Consider the following 16,898-nt stretch of genomic DNA (forward strand, 5'->3'; position numbering starts at 1 on the left):
AGGAGTGAGCCTGCTCGCGATGGCGTCGGCAAAGTCACCATTGATTATTTGGCCAGCCGCCGCAACCCAAACAACATCCCCCCCGCCCCCAACAACATCACCAGCAGAAACAGCGGGTATGAAATCCACCACGGCGTGCCCGCCGTCATCATGCTGAATTCCGACATCCCGCCAATGCTCGCAATCAGGTTCAACGGCAGAAACACCACGTTGATCAACGTCAACTTACGCAGCAGGTTGTTCATGCTGTTGTTCATCAAGTTGCCGCGCGCATCGATCAGCCCCGAGAACACCGTGGAGTAGATCTCCGCCTGCTTGTAGCACTGGTTGTTTTCGATGATCAAGTCGTCGATCAGCCCGATCGCCTCACTGCCGAAATGCTGCTTTTCCGCGTGATTGCGCAGCCGCGTCAGCACCGCGCCGTTGCTGTGCAGGGCATTGATGTAATAGATCAGGCTTTCGCTGAGATTAAACATCTGCACTAGATGCTGGTTCTGCATTGAGGCGTTGAACTTCTGTTGCAGCTCGCGCGCAACCAGTTTGATCACCTTGAGGTGGCCAAGGTAATGGTGGATGTTGTTGAACAGCAGATCGAGCAACACATCCAGCGGTGCATTGAGCGGTTGGCGTGTGCCGATGCCGTGCAGCGGCGTGTCGTCGGTGGCGATCACCAACAATTGGCCGGGCGCAAACAGCAGGCCACAGGACGACACTTCAAACGCCAGGCTGCCACCGCCGGAATAGTTTTCCGGGCGTTTCCAGATCAGGAACAAATGATCAGGGTGAAACTCGATTCGCGAGACTTCGTCCGGGTCCAGCGCCGAGGCCAGCGCGTGTTCGTCGACCTTGTAGTGGCTGTGCAGCAAATCGCGCTCGGCAGCATCGGGATTGCTGAACAGCATCACCTCGGCGTCCAGCCGCTCGACCCGCTGAAGCGCGCCATGACTCAATGCGAAACTGCTGATCATCGGCGCGTCACCAGGCCTGGCCGCGACGTTTGAGCTCCAGCCGTCGCACGAACTCTTCCAGCACCAGTGAATACAGATCGTCCTGCAAGTAGGCGTCTTCGATACCGGCATCGAGGTTGGGGTTGTCGTTGACCTCGATTACTACCACTTTGTCGCCGGCCTGTTTCAGGTCCACGCCGTAGAGGCCATCGCCGATCAGGTTGGCGGTCTTGACCGCCAGTTCTACCACCGCTCGCGGCGCCTCGTGCACGGCCAGGGTGCGACACTCGCCGTTGATGTCCTGTCCCTTGGCTTTGTGGTTGTAGATTTGCCAATGGCCCTTGGACATGAAGTATTGGCAGGCGAAGATCGGTTTACGGTTGAGCACGCCGATGCGCCAGTCGTACTCGGTATAGAAAAACTCCTGAGCCAGCAGCAACACCGAGTGCTCGAACAGTTCGGCGGTGGCTTCGAGCAATGCCTGCTGGCTTTCGACCTTGATCACTCCGCGAGAAAAACAGCCATCGGGGATCTTCAGCACCAGCGGAAAACCGAGGCGTTCGCCGACCCGCTCGAAGTCTTCCGGTCGTTCCTTGTAGAGAATTTCCGTGGCGGGCATGCCCAGTTGATGGCTGTTGAGCAGGTCGGTCAGGTAGACCTTGTTGGTGCAGCGCAGGATCGACGTCGGATCATCCATGACCACCAGCCCTTCGCTTTCGGCTTTTTTTGCAAAGCGATAGGTGTGGTTGTCGACGCTGGTGGTCTCGCGGATCAGCAAGCCGTCGTACTCGGCGATCCGCGCATAATCCCTGCGCTCGATCAGTTCGACGTCGATGCCCATGCGTTTGCCGACCCGCACGAAGTTTTCCAGCGCCTTGGCGTTGGATGGCGGCAAGGCTTCCTGCGGATCGTGCAGGATCGCCAGGTCGTAACGCGCCACTTGTGGCGAGCGTGGCGCCCGCCAGACTTTACGGCTGAAGCCGTCCAGCGCATTGGCGAACTGATCTTCCTGGTCATCACGCAACTTGTGCAGAGCGCCGGACTTTATGCCTTCGATGTGCCAACCGTTAGTTCGACGAAACTCAACTAACAGGATCGGACACGGGAACACTTCAAACAACTGTCGAGCCAGATCCTGCAGCGGCTCGATATGCGTCTTGCCGAAGTAAAGTGTCAGAGTAAAACCTTCGGTATCGCTGTAGAGATGATGACTGAGGGCCTTTTCCAGGGTTTTATCGAGATCGTCCAGTGCCAGACCGTAAAGTGATTTCTTCGTCAGCTCGCTGATGGTGCGCACCGATGGAATCACCTTGTGGCCACGGGCTTCAGCCAACAGCGAGCAGTAGTAACCGTGCCCGAGGTACTTGTAGCTGCGGCACAGATTGATCACCTGCACCCGCTTGCCCGGCTCGCTGTCACGGGTTTGCTCAAGGTATTCCTGAGCCGTGACGATGTCCTCGCTGGGAAAGTACGAGGCCCAGTCTTCCTTGCGTTCGACGATAATCAACACTTGACTGGAAGTTCTGATGGCTGGATTTAAAAAAGTTGCCGCCGGCAAACTTTGCTCGGATACTTCGCGCCAATGACCCTGTACCGCTGACATAGAGATTGATCCGTTGGAGAACAAGACCATTTCTATTAAGCACGAAGTTTTTCGAAAGTCCCGTTTCGTTACGCAACTTTTACGGTGGTCATATGAATGCTGTTTTTCGTTTGGCGGTAGTTGAAGATCTGCCGGCGCTGCTGGCCCTGGAAATGCAATGTTTCACCACCGACCGGCTCACCAGCCGCAGCTTTCAATGGATGATCACCCGCGCCCATGCGCAGTTAATGGTCGCCGAGATCGACGGTCGATTGCTCGGCTACGCACTGGTGCTGTTTCATCGCGGCACCTCGCTGGCGCGCCTGTACTCGATCGCCATTGCTGGCGAGGCTCGCGGCAGCGGTTTGGGCAAACAGTTGCTGCAACGTATCGAGGCCTGCGCCGTCGAGCATGACTGCGCATACCTGCGCCTAGAAGTGCGTATCGACAACTCCACCGCCATCGCGCTTTACGAGCGCAACGGCTACCGACGCTTTGCGTTGATTCACGATTACTACGAGGACCACGCCGATGCGCTGCGCCTGGAAAAGCGCATTGTTCAGCATCGTGATTCGCGCAACATCAAGGTGCCCTATTACCCGCAAACCACTGATTTTACCTGTGGCCCGGCTTGCCTGCTGATGGCCATGGGCGCGCTGCAACCTGAGCGCTTGCTGGAGCGGCGTGAGGAATTGCAGATCTGGCGTGAAGCGACCACGGTGTTCATGACCTCCGGCCATGGTGGTTGCAGCCCCCAGGGCTTGGCACTGGCGGCCTGGCGACGGGGGTTTCGGGTGCGTCTACAACTGAGTATGGCCGGACCGTTGTTTCTCGATGGCGTGCGCGATGAGCATAAAAAAGACGTCATGCGCCTGGTGCACGATGAGTTCACTGCGCAAATGCACGAAACCGACATCGATCGGCAGATTGGCACCCACCTGGATTTGCCGAAGTTGTTACAGGCTGGCGGACAGCCTCTGGTGCTGATCAGCAGCTATCGCCTGACCCGTTCCAAGTCACCGCACTGGGTCATGGTGACCGACTGCGATGAAGACTTTGTGTACCTGCATGATCCGGATGTCGACCATAGCCAGCATCGTCAGCCGATGGACTGCCAGCATGTGCCGGTCAGCCATGGCGAGTTTGAAAAGATGAGCCGGTTTGGGCGTGGCAAATTGCGGGCGGCGGTGGTTTTGTATGCTCGCGCTACGCCAACTATCGTTACGCTCTAGAGACTTTTTTGTGGCGAGGGAGCTTGCTTCCGCATGAGTGCGTAGCGCTCACAAGATTTTGGGGCTGCTGCGCAACCCAACGGGAGCAAGTTCCCTCGCCACAGGACATCTGTGAAAATTTGAAGTGAGGTTACTTCAGGCCGACCTTGTATAACGAACCCTCTTCATCATCCGTCAGTACATACAGATACCCATCCGGCCCCTGCCGCACATCACGAATCCGCTGTTTCAGCTCACCCAGCAGCCGCTCCTCGTGCACCACTTTGTCCCCGTCAAACTGCAAACGAATCAGCTCCTGACTGACCAGCGCGCCGATAAACAGGTTCTGCTGCCAAGGCTTGAAGCGGTCAGCGTCATAGAACGCCATCCCGCTGACACCGGGGGACTTCTCCCAGACATGGTGCGGATCAACCGCACCCTCGACACTCTTGCCCTTGGCTTCCGGGATCGGTTGCAGCGAATAGTTGATGCCGTGGGTCGCCAGCGGCCAACCGTAGTTCTTGCCGCGCTCAATGATGTTCACCTCATCGCCGCCACGGGGGCCGTGTTCGTTTTCCCAGATAGTGCCATTCCACGGATTGAGCGCCGCGCCCTGCGGGTTGCGCTGGCCGTAGGACCAGATTTCCGGACGCACGCCGGACTGGCCCACGAACGGGTTGTCATCCGGCACCTTGCCGTCGGGGAAGATCCGCACGACCTTGCCCTGCAGCTTGTCGAGATCCTGCGCGGTCGGTCGGTCGTTGTTTTCGCCCAGGGTGATGAACAGATAACCGTCGCGGTCGAACACCAGTCGTGAGCCGAAGTGGTTGCCGGTCGAGAGTTTCGGCTCCTGACGGAAGATCACCTTGAAATCGCTGATCGTCATCAGGTCATCCGACAGCCGCCCACGCCCCACCGCCGTACCGGCCTTGTCCCCGGCACCACCGCCCTCGGCGTAGGACAGGTACACCAGTCGATCCTGTTTGAAGTCCGGCGACAGCACCACGTCGAGCAAACCGCCCTGGCCCTTGGCCCAGACCTTCGGCACGCCACTGATGGGCTCGGAACGCTTGCCGTCGGCTGTAATCACCCGCAGGTTGCCCGGACGCTCGGTCACCAGCATTCCCTGACGATCCGGCAGAAACGCCAGCGCCCAAGGGTGCTGGAGGCCTTGGGTGACCGTGGTGACTTCAAGGGTGCCCTGCTCGCTTTGCAACTCTTGTGGAGCAGCGGCGAAAGCTGGAGCGCTGATCAGCGCGCTGGCGCACAGCGTGGCTAGAAGGGTTTTACGCAACATGCACGATTCCTTTTGTTCATTTCAAAGGCTGACAGGGACGCAGTCCCGCCGTTCAACGGTTGCTGTCTCCATCGCGTGGCGGTGGGTTGGGGATGAATTTGGGCGGCGTACTCGGCACCGAGCGTTGCTGCTGACCATTGCCAATCCCGCCGTTACCAACGGTGGGCGTACTGGGCGCCGGCACGGTATTCGGCCCGCGAATCGCCGGCGCGCTGGGCTGCGTGCCCTGCATGCTGTTGGGATTGGCCCGGCGGATCGGGCTGTTGTAGGGATTGTTGTTGGTGCCGGTGGGACTTTGCGCCAGCACCAGCGGCGCGGACGGTGCCGCGACGTCGGCATGCGCCAGACCTGCCCCAAGGAGCAGAACGATAATGCCTGGCAGTATTCGGTTCATGGGGTGGCCTCGCGGTGCACAGGTGATAGAGCCTTCGAGTCCACGCTACGCCCCGGGTTCGGATTTGTTAACCCGTAGCCCTTAAACAAGATGTAACACGGCTTGACCGGCAACGCCGCGCGCCACGCAAATGCCGGAAACTTTCGCACTGCGCCACAGGTCACCTGATCATCACTTGGAGAACTCACCATGGCTCGGGCAATCTGGAAAGGCGCGATCAGTTTCGGACTGGTACACATCCCTGTCGCGCTGGTGTCGGCAACCTCTTCGCACGGCGTGGACTTTGACTGGCTCGACAGCCGCAGCATGGATCCGGTGGGCTACAAACGGGTGAACAAGGTCACCGGCAAGGAAGTCACCAAGGAGCACATCGTCAAAGGTGTGGCCTATGAAAAAGGTCGCTACGTGGTGCTCAGCGAGGAAGAGATCCGCTCGGCGCACCCGGTGTCGACGCAGACCATCGACATTTTCTCCTTCGTCGATGCCGAGCAGATCCCGCTGCAGAACATCGACACACCCTACTATCTCGCACCTGACAAGCGCGGCGGCAAGGTCTACGCCCTGCTGCGCGAAACATTGAGCAAAACCAACAAGGTCGCCCTCGCCCGCGTCGTCCTGCACACTCGGCAATATCTGGCGGCACTGATGCCACTGGAATCGGCATTGGTGCTGGTCAAACTGCGCTGGCCGCAGGAAGTCCGCGGCCTTGATGAGCTGGAGCTGGGCAGCGAAGTGACCAAACCGCAACTGGCCAAGGGCGAGTTGGACATGGCTAAACGTCTGGTGCAGGACATGAGCGGCGACTGGAGCCCGGAGGACTACAAGGACGAGTTTGAAGACAAGATCATGGCCCTGGTCGAGAAAAAGGCCCACGAAGGCAAGATCGAGGATGTCGAGACCGTGGGTGGCGAGGAGGAGCGCAAGTCTGCGGATGTTATCGACTTGACCGAGTTGCTTAAACGCAGCCTGGGCGGTAAAGCGCCGGCCAAAGCGAAGGCAAAAGAAAAGCCTGCCAGTAAGGCAGCCCCGGCGAGAAAGACTAAAAAGGCTTCGGGGGCGTAGTCAGATGCGGTTCCTGTCAGGAAGCTGACAGGTTGGTTTTGAGAGACTCATCGCCAGCAGGTAGCTCCACACAGTTAGAATTCCACTGTAGGAGTCAGCCTGCTGGCGATGACATAAACAGGCGCGGTACAGCAGTCAGATCAAAATGAAGATCGCCAGCAAACCGCCAAAGATCGCCCACTTTTCCATGTAATAGCGCGCGCGATTACGTTTTTTCAGCTCTTTACCACGCAGGCGAACCTTGTAGATTTTGGTAAACAGGCGATTGATCCCACCGGTGCGGTCACCGGCGTCATTCGGCGCACCGGCCGCGGACATCACGGTACGGCTGAACCAGCTGTTGAACGCTGCCGCCCAGCGATATTTCATCGGGCGCTCGATGTCGCAGAACAGGATGATGCGGTTTTTGTCGGTGGTGTTTTCGGCGTAGTGGATGTAAGTCTCATCAAACATCACCGCTTCACCGTCGCGCCAGTGGTAGCTCTCGCCGTCGACATTGATGTAGCAACCGGCATCATTCGGCGTATCGAGACCCAGGTGGTAGCGGTACGAACCGGCATACGGGTCACGGTGGCGAACCAGTTTCGAACCCGGTGGCAGCTCGGCGAACATCGCCGCCTTGATCGAGCCGATGCTCTGCACCAGCTCAGTGGTGCGTGGGCACAGCTTCATCGCCGACGGATGGCTCTCGCCGTACCATTTCAAGTAGAAACGCTTCCATCCACTTTTGAAGAACGAATTGAAACCGACGTCATCGTACTGATTCGAGCGCTTGATCTCACCGGCGCGCAGCAAATCCTGCCCTTCCTGGCGAATTTCTTCCCAATGCGCCTGCAACGGGCTCAGGTCCGGAAACTCGGACGGATCGAGATACGGTTTGTTCGGCTTCTTCGAAAACAGGTAAAGGAAGCAGTTGATCGGGGCCAGAAACGTCGAGTGATCGCTCAGTTGACGGCCCAGTTTGTGACGCACACGGCCACGAAGGTGAACGTATGCAATCGAAATGACATAAATAGCGGCAATGATGAGTTTCACGGAAATCGTCACACGTCAAAAGTGAACAAACTGCGCGCCTGCCGGCCGGAGGCCCAGGGTCTATGCAGTGGCATGAATACAGATACTATCCCGGTGGCACTTCCTTGAGCCCATGCCGTTAGCGGCTATTGGGTAATCGGATGGCATTTTAGCCATACTTTGTAACCAATGGTGAACCTGATCTGTTAAAAACTGTCCGCAGAATCTGCCAAACGGCAGGCGCGACAATACGCTCGTGCAGGTGCAGGAGTGCTGACGCAGAACAAAAACAAAGGTTGGAATACGCTTCGACCGAGGTCGCTATGCCGTGCCCACGGACGATATTGTGGTCGAGTCCGATAGGTTGACCATGGACGCCATGCTGCCTAAGGGCCCCGCCGTCATGATCCGTTACCTGACCTTCGGCGCGGACTTTGCTGGAGATGCTGCCTTAGAACCGGCAACCGATTAATCGAAAGCGCCATTCAGCACTTCGTAAATAAGCCCGCTCGCAATCGCCACCAAGATCAAATCGGTGCCCGCCTGCTGCCACTCATATCCGTCGTAATGAGGCAGGCGCCCCGCCAGTCGCCCATCCAGTTTTTTGGCGATACCCGGCGGCAACGGCTTGCCGCGCGCCAGATTTTTCTGAATGCCGGGAGGCAACGCCGGACCGGGGCTCCAGTAGTCTCTGTAGCCGTGGAGCACACCCAGCACACCGTTTCGATCGATCACCGGTGCATAATCCCGGTTGCCCGAGTTGGATCCTTTGTTTTTGCCACCCTGATTGCCGTGACCCTGACTGTTCTGGGAGCCGCCCTTGCCGTTCCCTTTGCCATTACCATTACCATTTCCCGGATCGGCCAGTGCCGTTACAGAACTCACCGCCAAGGCCAGACAAGTAACAGACGCAACAAGTAATCGTGTTTTAAACATGACCGTCCTCTCATGAGAAATTCCTGTTTGAAATGTAGACGATGTTGCTGGTTTTGGTTGCTCCCTGGATTGCTCCAAGCGCGGGACAAGCCAGCAGTCCGGGCCGACCTCAGCCTTGCGCGGCAAGGAACACCGTTACGCAACAGCCTTCAGGTTCATTAGCGTCTGCCATACAACTGCCGCATGACTTATGCGACAATGCGCGCAATGTCTGGCATGAATCCCGCCTTTATTGCCCAACAGCCTGGACACCGCGTCCAGATGCTGCTCTCGCCCCACGCCTGCCGGCTTACCGCCAGCACTGATCGGGTCGGGAAGAAAAAGCTCCAAAATGCCCCAGAAATGGCCCATGCGCCAAATGTGCGGCTCGCAACCCATTGATAGGTAAAGCAATTGATCTCCACAGCTAACATCACGATGCAGTTCGGCGCCAAGCCGCTCTTCGAAAACGTTTCGGTCAAATTCGGCGCGGGTAACCGCTACGGCCTGATCGGCGCCAACGGTTGCGGCAAGTCGACCTTCATGAAAATCCTCGGCGGCGACCTCGATCCGTCCGGCGGTCAGGTCATGCTCGAGCCGAACGTGCGTCTGGGTAAATTGCGCCAGGACCAGTTCGCCTACGAAGAATTCACCGTGATCGATACTGTGATCATGGGTCACGAAGAGCTGTGGAAGGTCAAGGCCGAGCGCGATCGCATCTACTCGCTGGCGGAAATGAGCGAAGAAGACGGCATGGCCGTGGCCGAGCTGGAAACCGAGTTCGCCGAGATGGACGGCTACACCGCCGAATCCCGCGCCGGTGAACTGCTGCTGGGTCTGGGTATTCCGCTGGAACAGCATTTCGGCCCGATGAGCGAAGTCTCGCCAGGCTGGAAACTGCGCGTATTGCTGGCGCAGGCGCTGTTCTCCGATCCGGAAGTGCTGTTGCTCGACGAACCGACCAACCACCTGGACATCAACACCATTCGCTGGCTGGAAAACGTTCTGACCCAGCGTAACAGCCTGATGATCATCATCTCTCACGACCGTCACTTTCTGAACAGCGTGTGCACGCACATGGCTGACCTGGATTACGGCGAGCTGCGCCTGTTCCCGGGCAACTACGACGAGTACATGACCGTGGCGACCCAGTCCCGCGAGCAACTGCTGTCGGAAAACGCCAAGAAGAAAGCGCAGATTTCCGAGCTGCAATCGTTCGTCAGCCGCTTCTCGGCCAACGCCTCGAAAGCCAAACAGGCCACTTCCCGCGCCAAGGCGATCGACAAGATCCAGCTGGCCGAGGTCAAGCCGTCCAGCCGCGTCAGCCCGTTCATCCGCTTCGAGCAGAACAAAAAGCTGCACCGTCAGGCGGTCATGGTCGAAAAAATGGCCAAAGGCTTCGACGGCAAGCCACTGTTCAAAGACTTCAGCTTCCAGGTTGAAGCCGGCGAGCGCGTAGCGATCATCGGCCCGAACGGTATCGGCAAAACCACCCTGCTGCGTACCCTGGTCAACGAACTGACCCCGGATGCCGGTAGCGTCAAGTGGACCGACGCCGCGGAACTGGGCTACTACGCTCAGGACCATGCGCACGACTTCGAAGACGACGTGACGCTGTTCGACTGGATGGGTCAGTGGACTCAGGGCGAGCAGATGATTCGCGGCACTCTGGGCCGCATGCTGTTCTCCAACGACGAGATCCTCAAGTCGGTCAAAGTGATTTCCGGTGGTGAGCAAGGTCGCATGCTGTTCGGCAAGCTGATCCTGCAAAAGCCGAACGTGCTGATCATGGACGAACCGACCAACCACTTGGACATGGAATCGATCGAGGCGCTGAACCTGGCGCTGGAAAACTACCCGGGCACGCTGATCTTTGTCAGCCACGACCGTGAGTTCGTATCGTCCCTGGCGACACGCATCATCGAGCTGAGCGCCAACGGCGTGACTGACTTCAGCGGCACTTACGATGACTACCTGCGTAGTCAGGGTGTGGTGTTCTAAATCGCTGCAGGTTTGAAGAATTAGCCCTGTCCTTGTGACAGGGCTTTTTGCATTTCAGGGGCGAAACTATGTTGGTGCGGCTGCCTTCGCGAGCAAGCCCGCTCCCACATTTTGGAATACAGCCCCCTGTGGGAGTGAGCCTGCTCGCGATGAGGCCATCGGCAACAATCGGAATAGCCAGGAAAAATAGTTAGCCTGCTTCCTTTTATTTCAACGCCAAGCCATGATGCCGACTCTCCCACCGCCGCCCGCGAACGAGTCCACATGTCTGCGCAGCAACCGCCTCCGCAAAGCTCCCTGGCGATCACCCTGCAGATCGTCTCCATCGTGTTCTACACCTTTGTCGCCTTCCTGTGCATCGGCCTGCCGATCGCGGTGCTGCCCGGTTATGTGCATGAGCAGCTGGGTTTCAGCGCCATTATTGCCGGGCTGGTCATCGGCTCGCAGTATCTGGCCACCCTGCTCAGTCGGCCGATGGCCGGACGCATGTCGGATACGCTGGGCACCAAACGGGCGATTGTTTTTGGCTTGTCGGGGATTGTGCTCAGCGGGCTGCTGACGCTGATCTCAACGCTGTTGCAGGACTTCCCGATGCCGAGCCTGATCATTCTGATCATCGGTCGGCTGCTGCTCGGCGTCGCACAAGGCTTGATCGGCGTCGGTACCATCAGTTGGTGCATGGGCCAGGTCGGTGTCGAACACACGGCGAGGTCGATCGGCTGGAACGGCATTGCCTCCTATGGCGCAATAGCGATTGGCGCGCCACTGGGCGTGGTGATGGTCGCCGACTACGGCTTTGCCAGCCTGGGCATCGCTCTGTCGATATTGGCCGCGGGCGCCCTGGTGTTGATCCGCAATAAGCCTTCGGTGCCGGTGGTACGCGGCGAACGGCTGCCTTTTTGGGCGGTGTTCGGGCGGATTGCACCGTATGGGGCCAGTTTGAGTCTAGCGTCGATCGGTTACGGCACGCTGACCACCTTCATCACCCTTTATTACCTCAACCGAGGCTGGAGCGGCGCGGCGTATTGCCTGACGGTGTTCGGCGTGTGTTTCATCGTGTCGCGGCTGCTGTTCATTTCGGCGATCAGCCGTTTTGGCGGTTTCAATTCGGCGATCGCCTGCATGAGCATCGAGACCGTCGGCCTGGTGTTGTTGTGGCTGGCGCCCTCTATCGCGTTCGCTTCGATCGGCGCGGGACTGGCGGGATTTGGCTTGTCGCTGGTGTATCCGGCGCTGGGGGTCGAGGCGATCAAGCAGGTGCCCAGTTCCAGCCGTGGCTCGGGGTTGGGGGCTTACGCGGTGTTCTTTGATCTGGCGCTGGCGATTGCCGGGCCATTGATGGGCGCGGTGGCGTTGAATCTGGGGTATGCGTGGATTTTCTTCAGTGCGGCGCTGTTGTCAGTGATCGGGCTGGGGTTGACCTTGGTACTCAAGCGCCACTCGACATCCTGAAATTTCGTACCAATCACTGTGGGAGCGGGCTTGCTCGCGAAGGCGGTGGGTCAGTCAAAATATAGAGTGACTGATCTATCGCATTCGCGAGCAAGCCCGCTCCCACAGGGGGATTGAGTCGTTTATTGATCCGCGGTCTGCATCCCCGCCCGGCTCGGCTTGCCCAGCGTGCGCGAGAAGAACTGCCCGGCCTCGGAAATCAGGTTGCGGTGAATATCTTCGCGATCCACGCCATCAGCGTCGGTGCACAGCGCCGGCATGGCGCGGATCTGCTCTTCGTTGCACGGCGCCATGAATACGAAGTGCCCTGCCCCGGCCAATAACTTGAAGTCCGGCGCGGTCGGCAGTTTGCGCGCCAGAGCCGCGGCGTTTTTGTCGAAGGCCACCAGTTTGTCGCCATCGCCGCTGTACAGCAGCACCGGCACATGCACGTCCGCCAGGGTGCTACGGCCGAATTTCAGGCTCAGCGGCGCCATCAGCAGCAAGGCATGCACGCGCGAATCGGCCACTGGCTGCAAGTCATCGCGATCGACGATCAGCTCACCTTGGGTGTTGCAGGCATCATGGTCGTCCGGGCGTTCCTGGCAGTAGCGGCGCAGACGATCCAGATCCGGCTGCGCGCCGGAGAGAATCAACGCGGTTTCGCCACCGGCCGAATAACCAATCACCCCGACCTGATCGGCGTTGACGAACGGCGAGAGCATCGGGTCGCCGAGGGTCGCGGTGATCGCTTCGGAAATCTGGATCGGCCGCCCATACAGATTGCTCAGGGTGCCGAGGCGGCTGTGGTCTTTGGAGTTGTCGCCGGGATGAATCACCGCGACCACCACAAAGCCCTTGCGTGCCAGCGAGGTGGCGAGGTCATGCAGTGCCAGCGGCGTGCCGGTGTTGCCGTGAGACAGCATCAGCATCGGAAAACGACCGATGGCCACCTTGGTGTCAGCGCCAGCCTCGACGGTGTAACCCTCAAGCAGGCTGCTATGTTCGCGGTCGCTGGAGGGATAGAAGGCGATGGCGCGCATCGGTTGCAGATCCAGCGGATCGAGGAAGGTCATTTCGTGGTAACCGACACTCCAGACAGGGTGTCGCCCGGGCGCGGCATGCACTGAACCGAGGCTGCCGAGCAGGCAAATCAGTAACGTTGCACAAAGACGCATCATGGGATGGCCCACCCTGTGTTACTCAATCGAAAGATCCTTTGTGTTCCGACACGCCCCAAACCCCGAGGTTCGGAGATCCGGCGCAGCGGTGCACTCAGACGTTGATCGTTTGACTGCATAACCCGGGCCAGATTATGCAACAGTCAGAAACAAAAAACTCCGCATCTGGCCCTTGCAGAACCAGAATACAGAGTTTTTTGAGGCGCTACCTGAACGGCAGCTGGTCTTTACGCAATGCTTACGCGGCGGCAAACAACTGCTCGCTGATCTTCGCCTGAGCAGCGCTCATCGCGTTGTTGCGCACTTCATCACCGTAGGCCAGACCTTCGGCACGGACGATTTCGATGTCGGTGATGCCGAGGAAGCCCAGTACCAGCTTCAGATATTCCTCGTGAGCGATGCCGCTCGCCTGACCGGCATGGATGCCGCCGGAGGTAGAGACGATAACCACTTTCTTGCCACCGCACAGGCCTTCAGGGCCGGCTTCGGTGTAACGGAAAGTCTGGCCGGCAACGGCGACGCGGTCGATCCAGGCCTTGAGCTGGGTCGGCACGGTGAAGTTGTACATCGGCGCGGCAATGACGATGGCGTCGGCAGCGATGAATTCGGCCAGGGTCGAAGCGCTCAGTTCGGCTTCGTGCTGTTGTGCGGCGTCGCGCAGTTCAGCGGTGGTACCGGCAGCCACCAGGGTGGTCGACGAGAAGTGACTGATGGCGTCGGCGGCCAGGTCACGGTAGGTGACCACGGCGGTTGGCTCGGCGGCTTGCCAGGCTTTGACGACTTGGCTGCTCAACTGACGGGAAGCGGAGTTGTCGCCCAGAATGCTCGAATCGATGTGCAGCAGTTTCATGTGGAATCTCCTGTAAAGAATCGCCGGCGGCGACGGAATGGAGACAATCCTACGGAAGAAACCAATAGCTGATTAGCCGCCGACAATGCGATAGTTCGTCCCACTGATAGAACGGTGGACTTTTCATGCAGGATCTCAATGATCTCTACTATTTCGCCAAGGTGGTCGAGGCCGGTGGCTTCGCCGCAGCCGGGCGTTTGCTAGGCATTCCCAAGTCCCGCCTGTCACGACGCATCGCCGAACTCGAAGAGCGCCTCGGCGCCCGTCTGCTGCAACGCACCACGCGCCAGTTGAACCTGACCGCGGTTGGCGAGCGCTACTTGCGTCACTGTCAGGCGATGTTGCTGGAAGCGGAGATGGCCGACGAAGCGGTCGCCAGCATGTCCAGCGAGCCACGTGGCCGCCTGCGCGTATCCTGTCCTACCGGTCTGGCGCGAGAAATGTTGCCGTGGGTGATCAGCGAATTCCTCGGCAAATTCCCTCAGGTGCAACTGGAGGTGGTGTTGCTCAATCGCCGGGTGGATCTGGTGGCCGAAGGTTTCGACGTTGCGTTGCGTGTGCGCGAGTTGGGCGATGAAGATCCGTTGCTGGTCACCCGGCGTCTGCGCCAGGCACAAATGGTCGTGGTGGCCAGCCCGGCTTTTGTCGAGGGCAAAACCATCACTCATCCGCAGGACTTGAAGAACCTGCCGGTGCTCGGCGCGCTGGAGGCCGATCGCATGGTGCATGTGCGCTTGCTGGATGAGCAAGGCAACAGCGTCGAACTGAACATGGAGGCGCGGCTGGGCATCGATGACTTCATCGTGCGCAAGGCCTGTGTGCTCGCCGGCCAGGGTTTTACCCTGCTGCCGATGATGTATTGCGAAGCCGACCTTGAGAGCGGCGCGCTGGTGCAATTGCTGCCCGAGTGGTCGTTGCCCGGCGGCTGGTTGCAGGCGGTGTATCCGCATCGACGCGGGGTGATGCCGGCGGTGCGGGCATGGATCGATCATCTGGTCGAATCGTTCAATGCGTGCGGGGAGCGGTTGTTATGAAACAGGGAAAGATGAACGAAGCGGATGTCGCCGCCTTCTGCCTGGCCTTGCCGGGTGCGCGGGAGGATTACAAATGGGGCGGCGTGCGGGTGTTCTCGATTGCCGGCAACAAGATGTTTGCCCTGCAAGGGCTGCGCGGGGATTCATTGGCGTTCAAGGTCGACAAGGACCTGTTTCTCGGCCATTGCGACCGCCCGGGTATTCACCCTGCGCCTTATCTGGCGCGGGCGCAGTGGATCATCATGCACCCGCCCTACCCGCTGGGTGCCGAGGAACTGCAGGGATTACTGACGCGTTCGCATCAATTGGTGGTAGGCAAATTGCCCAAAAAAACCCAAATCGGATTGTTGCTCTAGCTTTTTGATTTTGATTTTGATTTTGGTGGGAGCGGGCTTGCTCGCGAAAGCGGTGTGTCAGACAACATATTCGTCCATTGGCACACCGCTTTCGCGAGCAAGCCCGCTCCCACATGGGTCATGTGTGAAGCTTAAATATGTGAAAGCAGGTTCGAACCGAGAAACAACTGATCGATCCAGAACACCTGATGCAGCGCCACAATCACCCAGAACAGAATCTGAAACGACACCTTGCGCGTCTTGTGCCGGAATACCTGTTGGGCGATCAGCGCGCCGGGCCAGCCGCCAGCCAGTTCCAGCGCGTGCAGGATGTTCTCCGGTGTGCGCCACGCATCGGCGCGGGCCTTGCGCTTGTCTGCCCAGTACATGAAAAACGCCAGCACGCTGACCACGCCATAAGCGGTCAACGGCACCAGCGAGATGCCGCGCAGCCACATCGACAGCGAGCCGAACAGCGGCAGCGCGCAGACGATCAGCAGCACCGCCAGTTTCAATTTCAGATGCTGAATGCCGCCACCGGACGGGCGTCCGTCCGGGCGGCGCGCGCGGGAATCACTCATGGCTTGGCCGCCGACCAGTCGACCCAGCCGAACTGCCAGGTCGCCAGAATCACCAGACCGAAAACAATCCGGTACCAGGCGAATGCCGCGTAACTGTGGCTGGCGATGAACTTGAGCAGACCGCGCACGGCGATCATGGCGAAGATGAACGCGGTGATGAAGCCGATGGCGAACACCGGAAAGTCTGCCGGCACGAACAGATGGCGATACTTGTAACCGGAGTACACCGCCGCACCGACCATGGTTGGCATCGCCAGGAAGAACGAGAACTCGGTCGCAGTCTTGCGCGACAGGCCAAACAGCAGGCCGCCGATGATCGTCGAGCCCGAACGCGAGGTACCGGGGATCATCGCCAGACACTGCGCGAAACCGACTTTCAGCGCGTCCTTCCAGGTGATCTCGTCCACGGTTTCGGCGTGCACTTCATGTTGCCGACGCTCGGCCCACAGCATGATCACACCGCCCACCACCAGCGCGGTCGCGACGGTGATCGGATTGAACAGGTATTGGTGAATCAGGTCGGCAAAAATCACCCCCAGCACCACCGCCGGCAGAAACGCGATCAGCAGGTTGGCGGTAAAACGCCGCGCACTCGGCTGGGTCGGCAAGCCGATCACCACGTCGAGAATCTTGCGACGAAACTCCCAGACCACCGCGAGGATCGCGCCGAGCTGAATAATGATGTTGAACGCCATGGCCCGTTCGCCGCCGAAGTCGAGCAAGTCGGCAACAATGATCTGGTGTCCGGTACTGGAAATGGGCAAAAACTCCGTCAGCCCCTCTACAACTCCAAGAATCAGTGCCTGCAAGGCGGTCCAAAGATCCATCAGTCCCCCAAAGAGCGATGCACAAAGGCATGCCCCGATAGTATTTTTTTACGTTCACTGCGATCAGCGTAGCTGTTTGTAGCTGTACCGATTCCGCGCACACAGCATCCACACGAAACGGTCAAAATTCCGTGAAATATCAATTTGGATTCAGGTTTTCACGCGCGGGGCCGAAATCCTAACAGACAAGCCTTAATAGTGCTGCGGCGTTATTCGACTTGGGTCGCGTATGCCTG

The 16,898-nt window shown here is 58.8% G+C and carries 16 protein-coding genes; 6 read left to right on the top strand and 10 right to left on the bottom strand.

Annotated elements, in window-relative coordinates; translation table 11 throughout:
• Nucleotides 1-44: 44 nt before the first annotated feature.
• Nucleotides 45-968 carry a magnesium transporter CorA family protein gene (locus tag V3W27_RS04525; protein ID WP_103367005.1) on the bottom strand — a complete coding sequence of 308 codons (924 nt, stop codon included), beginning with the start codon at nt 966-968 and terminating at the stop codon, nt 45-47.
• 7 nt (nt 969-975) lie between these two features.
• Nucleotides 976-2,550, bottom strand: a complete 1,575-nt coding sequence (locus V3W27_RS04530; protein WP_096796561.1) for a RimK family protein — start codon at nt 2,548-2,550, stop codon at nt 976-978.
• Between the two features lie 92 nt (nt 2,551-2,642).
• Between V3W27_RS04530 and rimI the strand changes: the two genes are divergently transcribed.
• Nucleotides 2,643-3,761 (top strand): ribosomal protein S18-alanine N-acetyltransferase, encoded by a 1,119-nt coding sequence (rimI, locus tag V3W27_RS04535; RefSeq protein WP_330206029.1) that lies wholly within the window; start codon nt 2,643-2,645, stop codon nt 3,759-3,761.
• 130 nt (nt 3,762-3,891) lie between these two features.
• Here rimI and V3W27_RS04540 read toward each other — a convergent pair whose 3' ends face one another.
• Both V3W27_RS04540 and V3W27_RS04545 read right to left on the bottom strand, forming a co-directional pair.
• On the bottom strand, nt 3,892-5,037 hold the full coding sequence (locus V3W27_RS04540; protein WP_330206030.1) for a PQQ-dependent sugar dehydrogenase: 1,146 nt from the start codon (nt 5,035-5,037) through the stop codon (nt 3,892-3,894).
• Nucleotides 5,038-5,089: 52 nt separating this feature from the next.
• Nucleotides 5,090-5,431, bottom strand: a complete 342-nt coding sequence (locus tag V3W27_RS04545; protein WP_247267397.1) for a hypothetical protein — start codon at nt 5,429-5,431, stop codon at nt 5,090-5,092.
• A 189-nt stretch (nt 5,432-5,620) separates the two neighbouring features.
• Between V3W27_RS04545 and ku the strand changes: the two genes are divergently transcribed.
• On the top strand, nt 5,621-6,493 hold the full coding sequence (gene ku, locus V3W27_RS04550; protein ID WP_134786487.1) for a non-homologous end joining protein Ku: 873 nt from the start codon (nt 5,621-5,623) through the stop codon (nt 6,491-6,493).
• A gap of 135 nt (nt 6,494-6,628) precedes the next feature.
• Here ku and lpxO read toward each other — a convergent pair whose 3' ends face one another.
• Both lpxO and V3W27_RS04560 read right to left on the bottom strand, forming a co-directional pair.
• Complete coding sequence (gene lpxO / locus V3W27_RS04555; RefSeq protein WP_027612715.1) at nt 6,629-7,528, bottom strand: lipid A hydroxylase LpxO; 900 nt, start codon at nt 7,526-7,528, stop codon at nt 6,629-6,631.
• 447 nt (nt 7,529-7,975) lie between these two features.
• Nucleotides 7,976-8,443, bottom strand: coding sequence for an anti-virulence regulator CigR family protein (locus tag V3W27_RS04560; RefSeq protein ID WP_027612714.1), 468 nt, complete (start codon nt 8,441-8,443; stop codon nt 7,976-7,978).
• A 393-nt stretch (nt 8,444-8,836) separates the two neighbouring features.
• Here V3W27_RS04560 and V3W27_RS04565 point away from each other — a divergent pair, with 393 nt between their 5' ends.
• Nucleotides 8,837-10,423, top strand: coding sequence for an ABC-F family ATPase (locus V3W27_RS04565; RefSeq protein WP_183780025.1), 1,587 nt, complete (start codon nt 8,837-8,839; stop codon nt 10,421-10,423).
• 264 nt (nt 10,424-10,687) lie between these two features.
• On the top strand, nt 10,688-11,875 hold the full coding sequence (locus V3W27_RS04570; RefSeq protein ID WP_330206031.1) for an MFS transporter: 1,188 nt from the start codon (nt 10,688-10,690) through the stop codon (nt 11,873-11,875).
• A 122-nt stretch (nt 11,876-11,997) separates the two neighbouring features.
• On the opposite strand, the gene V3W27_RS04575 is transcribed toward V3W27_RS04570, so the two are convergent.
• Together V3W27_RS04575 and V3W27_RS04580 are read right to left on the bottom strand one after the other, a co-directional pair.
• Nucleotides 11,998-13,035 (bottom strand): alpha/beta hydrolase family protein, encoded by a 1,038-nt coding sequence (locus V3W27_RS04575; RefSeq protein WP_027612711.1) that lies wholly within the window; start codon nt 13,033-13,035, stop codon nt 11,998-12,000.
• A gap of 238 nt (nt 13,036-13,273) precedes the next feature.
• Nucleotides 13,274-13,885: an FMN-dependent NADH-azoreductase gene (locus tag V3W27_RS04580; RefSeq protein WP_027612710.1), complete on the bottom strand. Its 612-nt coding sequence runs from the start codon at nt 13,883-13,885 to the stop codon at nt 13,274-13,276.
• A 125-nt stretch (nt 13,886-14,010) separates the two neighbouring features.
• On the opposite strand from V3W27_RS04580, the gene V3W27_RS04585 reads away from it, so the two are divergent.
• A complete protein-coding gene (locus V3W27_RS04585) occupies nt 14,011-14,919 on the top strand; it encodes a LysR substrate-binding domain-containing protein (protein ID WP_007964611.1) in 909 nt (302 codons plus the stop codon).
• Entirely contained in the window at nt 14,916-15,275 is a 360-nt protein-coding gene (locus V3W27_RS04590) for an MmcQ/YjbR family DNA-binding protein (protein ID WP_139053898.1), read from the top strand. Before V3W27_RS04585 ends, V3W27_RS04590 begins: the two co-directional genes overlap by 4 nt.
• A gap of 131 nt (nt 15,276-15,406) precedes the next feature.
• On the opposite strand, the gene V3W27_RS04595 is transcribed toward V3W27_RS04590, so the two are convergent.
• Both V3W27_RS04595 and V3W27_RS04600 read right to left on the bottom strand, forming a co-directional pair.
• A complete protein-coding gene (locus tag V3W27_RS04595; protein ID WP_027612708.1) occupies nt 15,407-15,835 on the bottom strand; it encodes a DUF1294 domain-containing protein in 429 nt (142 codons plus the stop codon).
• Nucleotides 15,832-16,662 carry an undecaprenyl-diphosphate phosphatase gene (locus V3W27_RS04600; RefSeq protein ID WP_027612707.1) on the bottom strand — a complete coding sequence of 277 codons (831 nt, stop codon included), beginning with the start codon at nt 16,660-16,662 and terminating at the stop codon, nt 15,832-15,834. Before V3W27_RS04600 ends, V3W27_RS04595 begins: the two co-directional genes overlap by 4 nt.
• Nucleotides 16,663-16,898: the final 236 nt, after the last annotated feature.

The sequence above is a fragment of the Pseudomonas sp. AM14(2022) genome, assembly GCF_036346455.1.
Classification (GTDB): Bacteria; Pseudomonadota; Gammaproteobacteria; order Pseudomonadales; family Pseudomonadaceae; genus Aquipseudomonas; species Aquipseudomonas putida_A.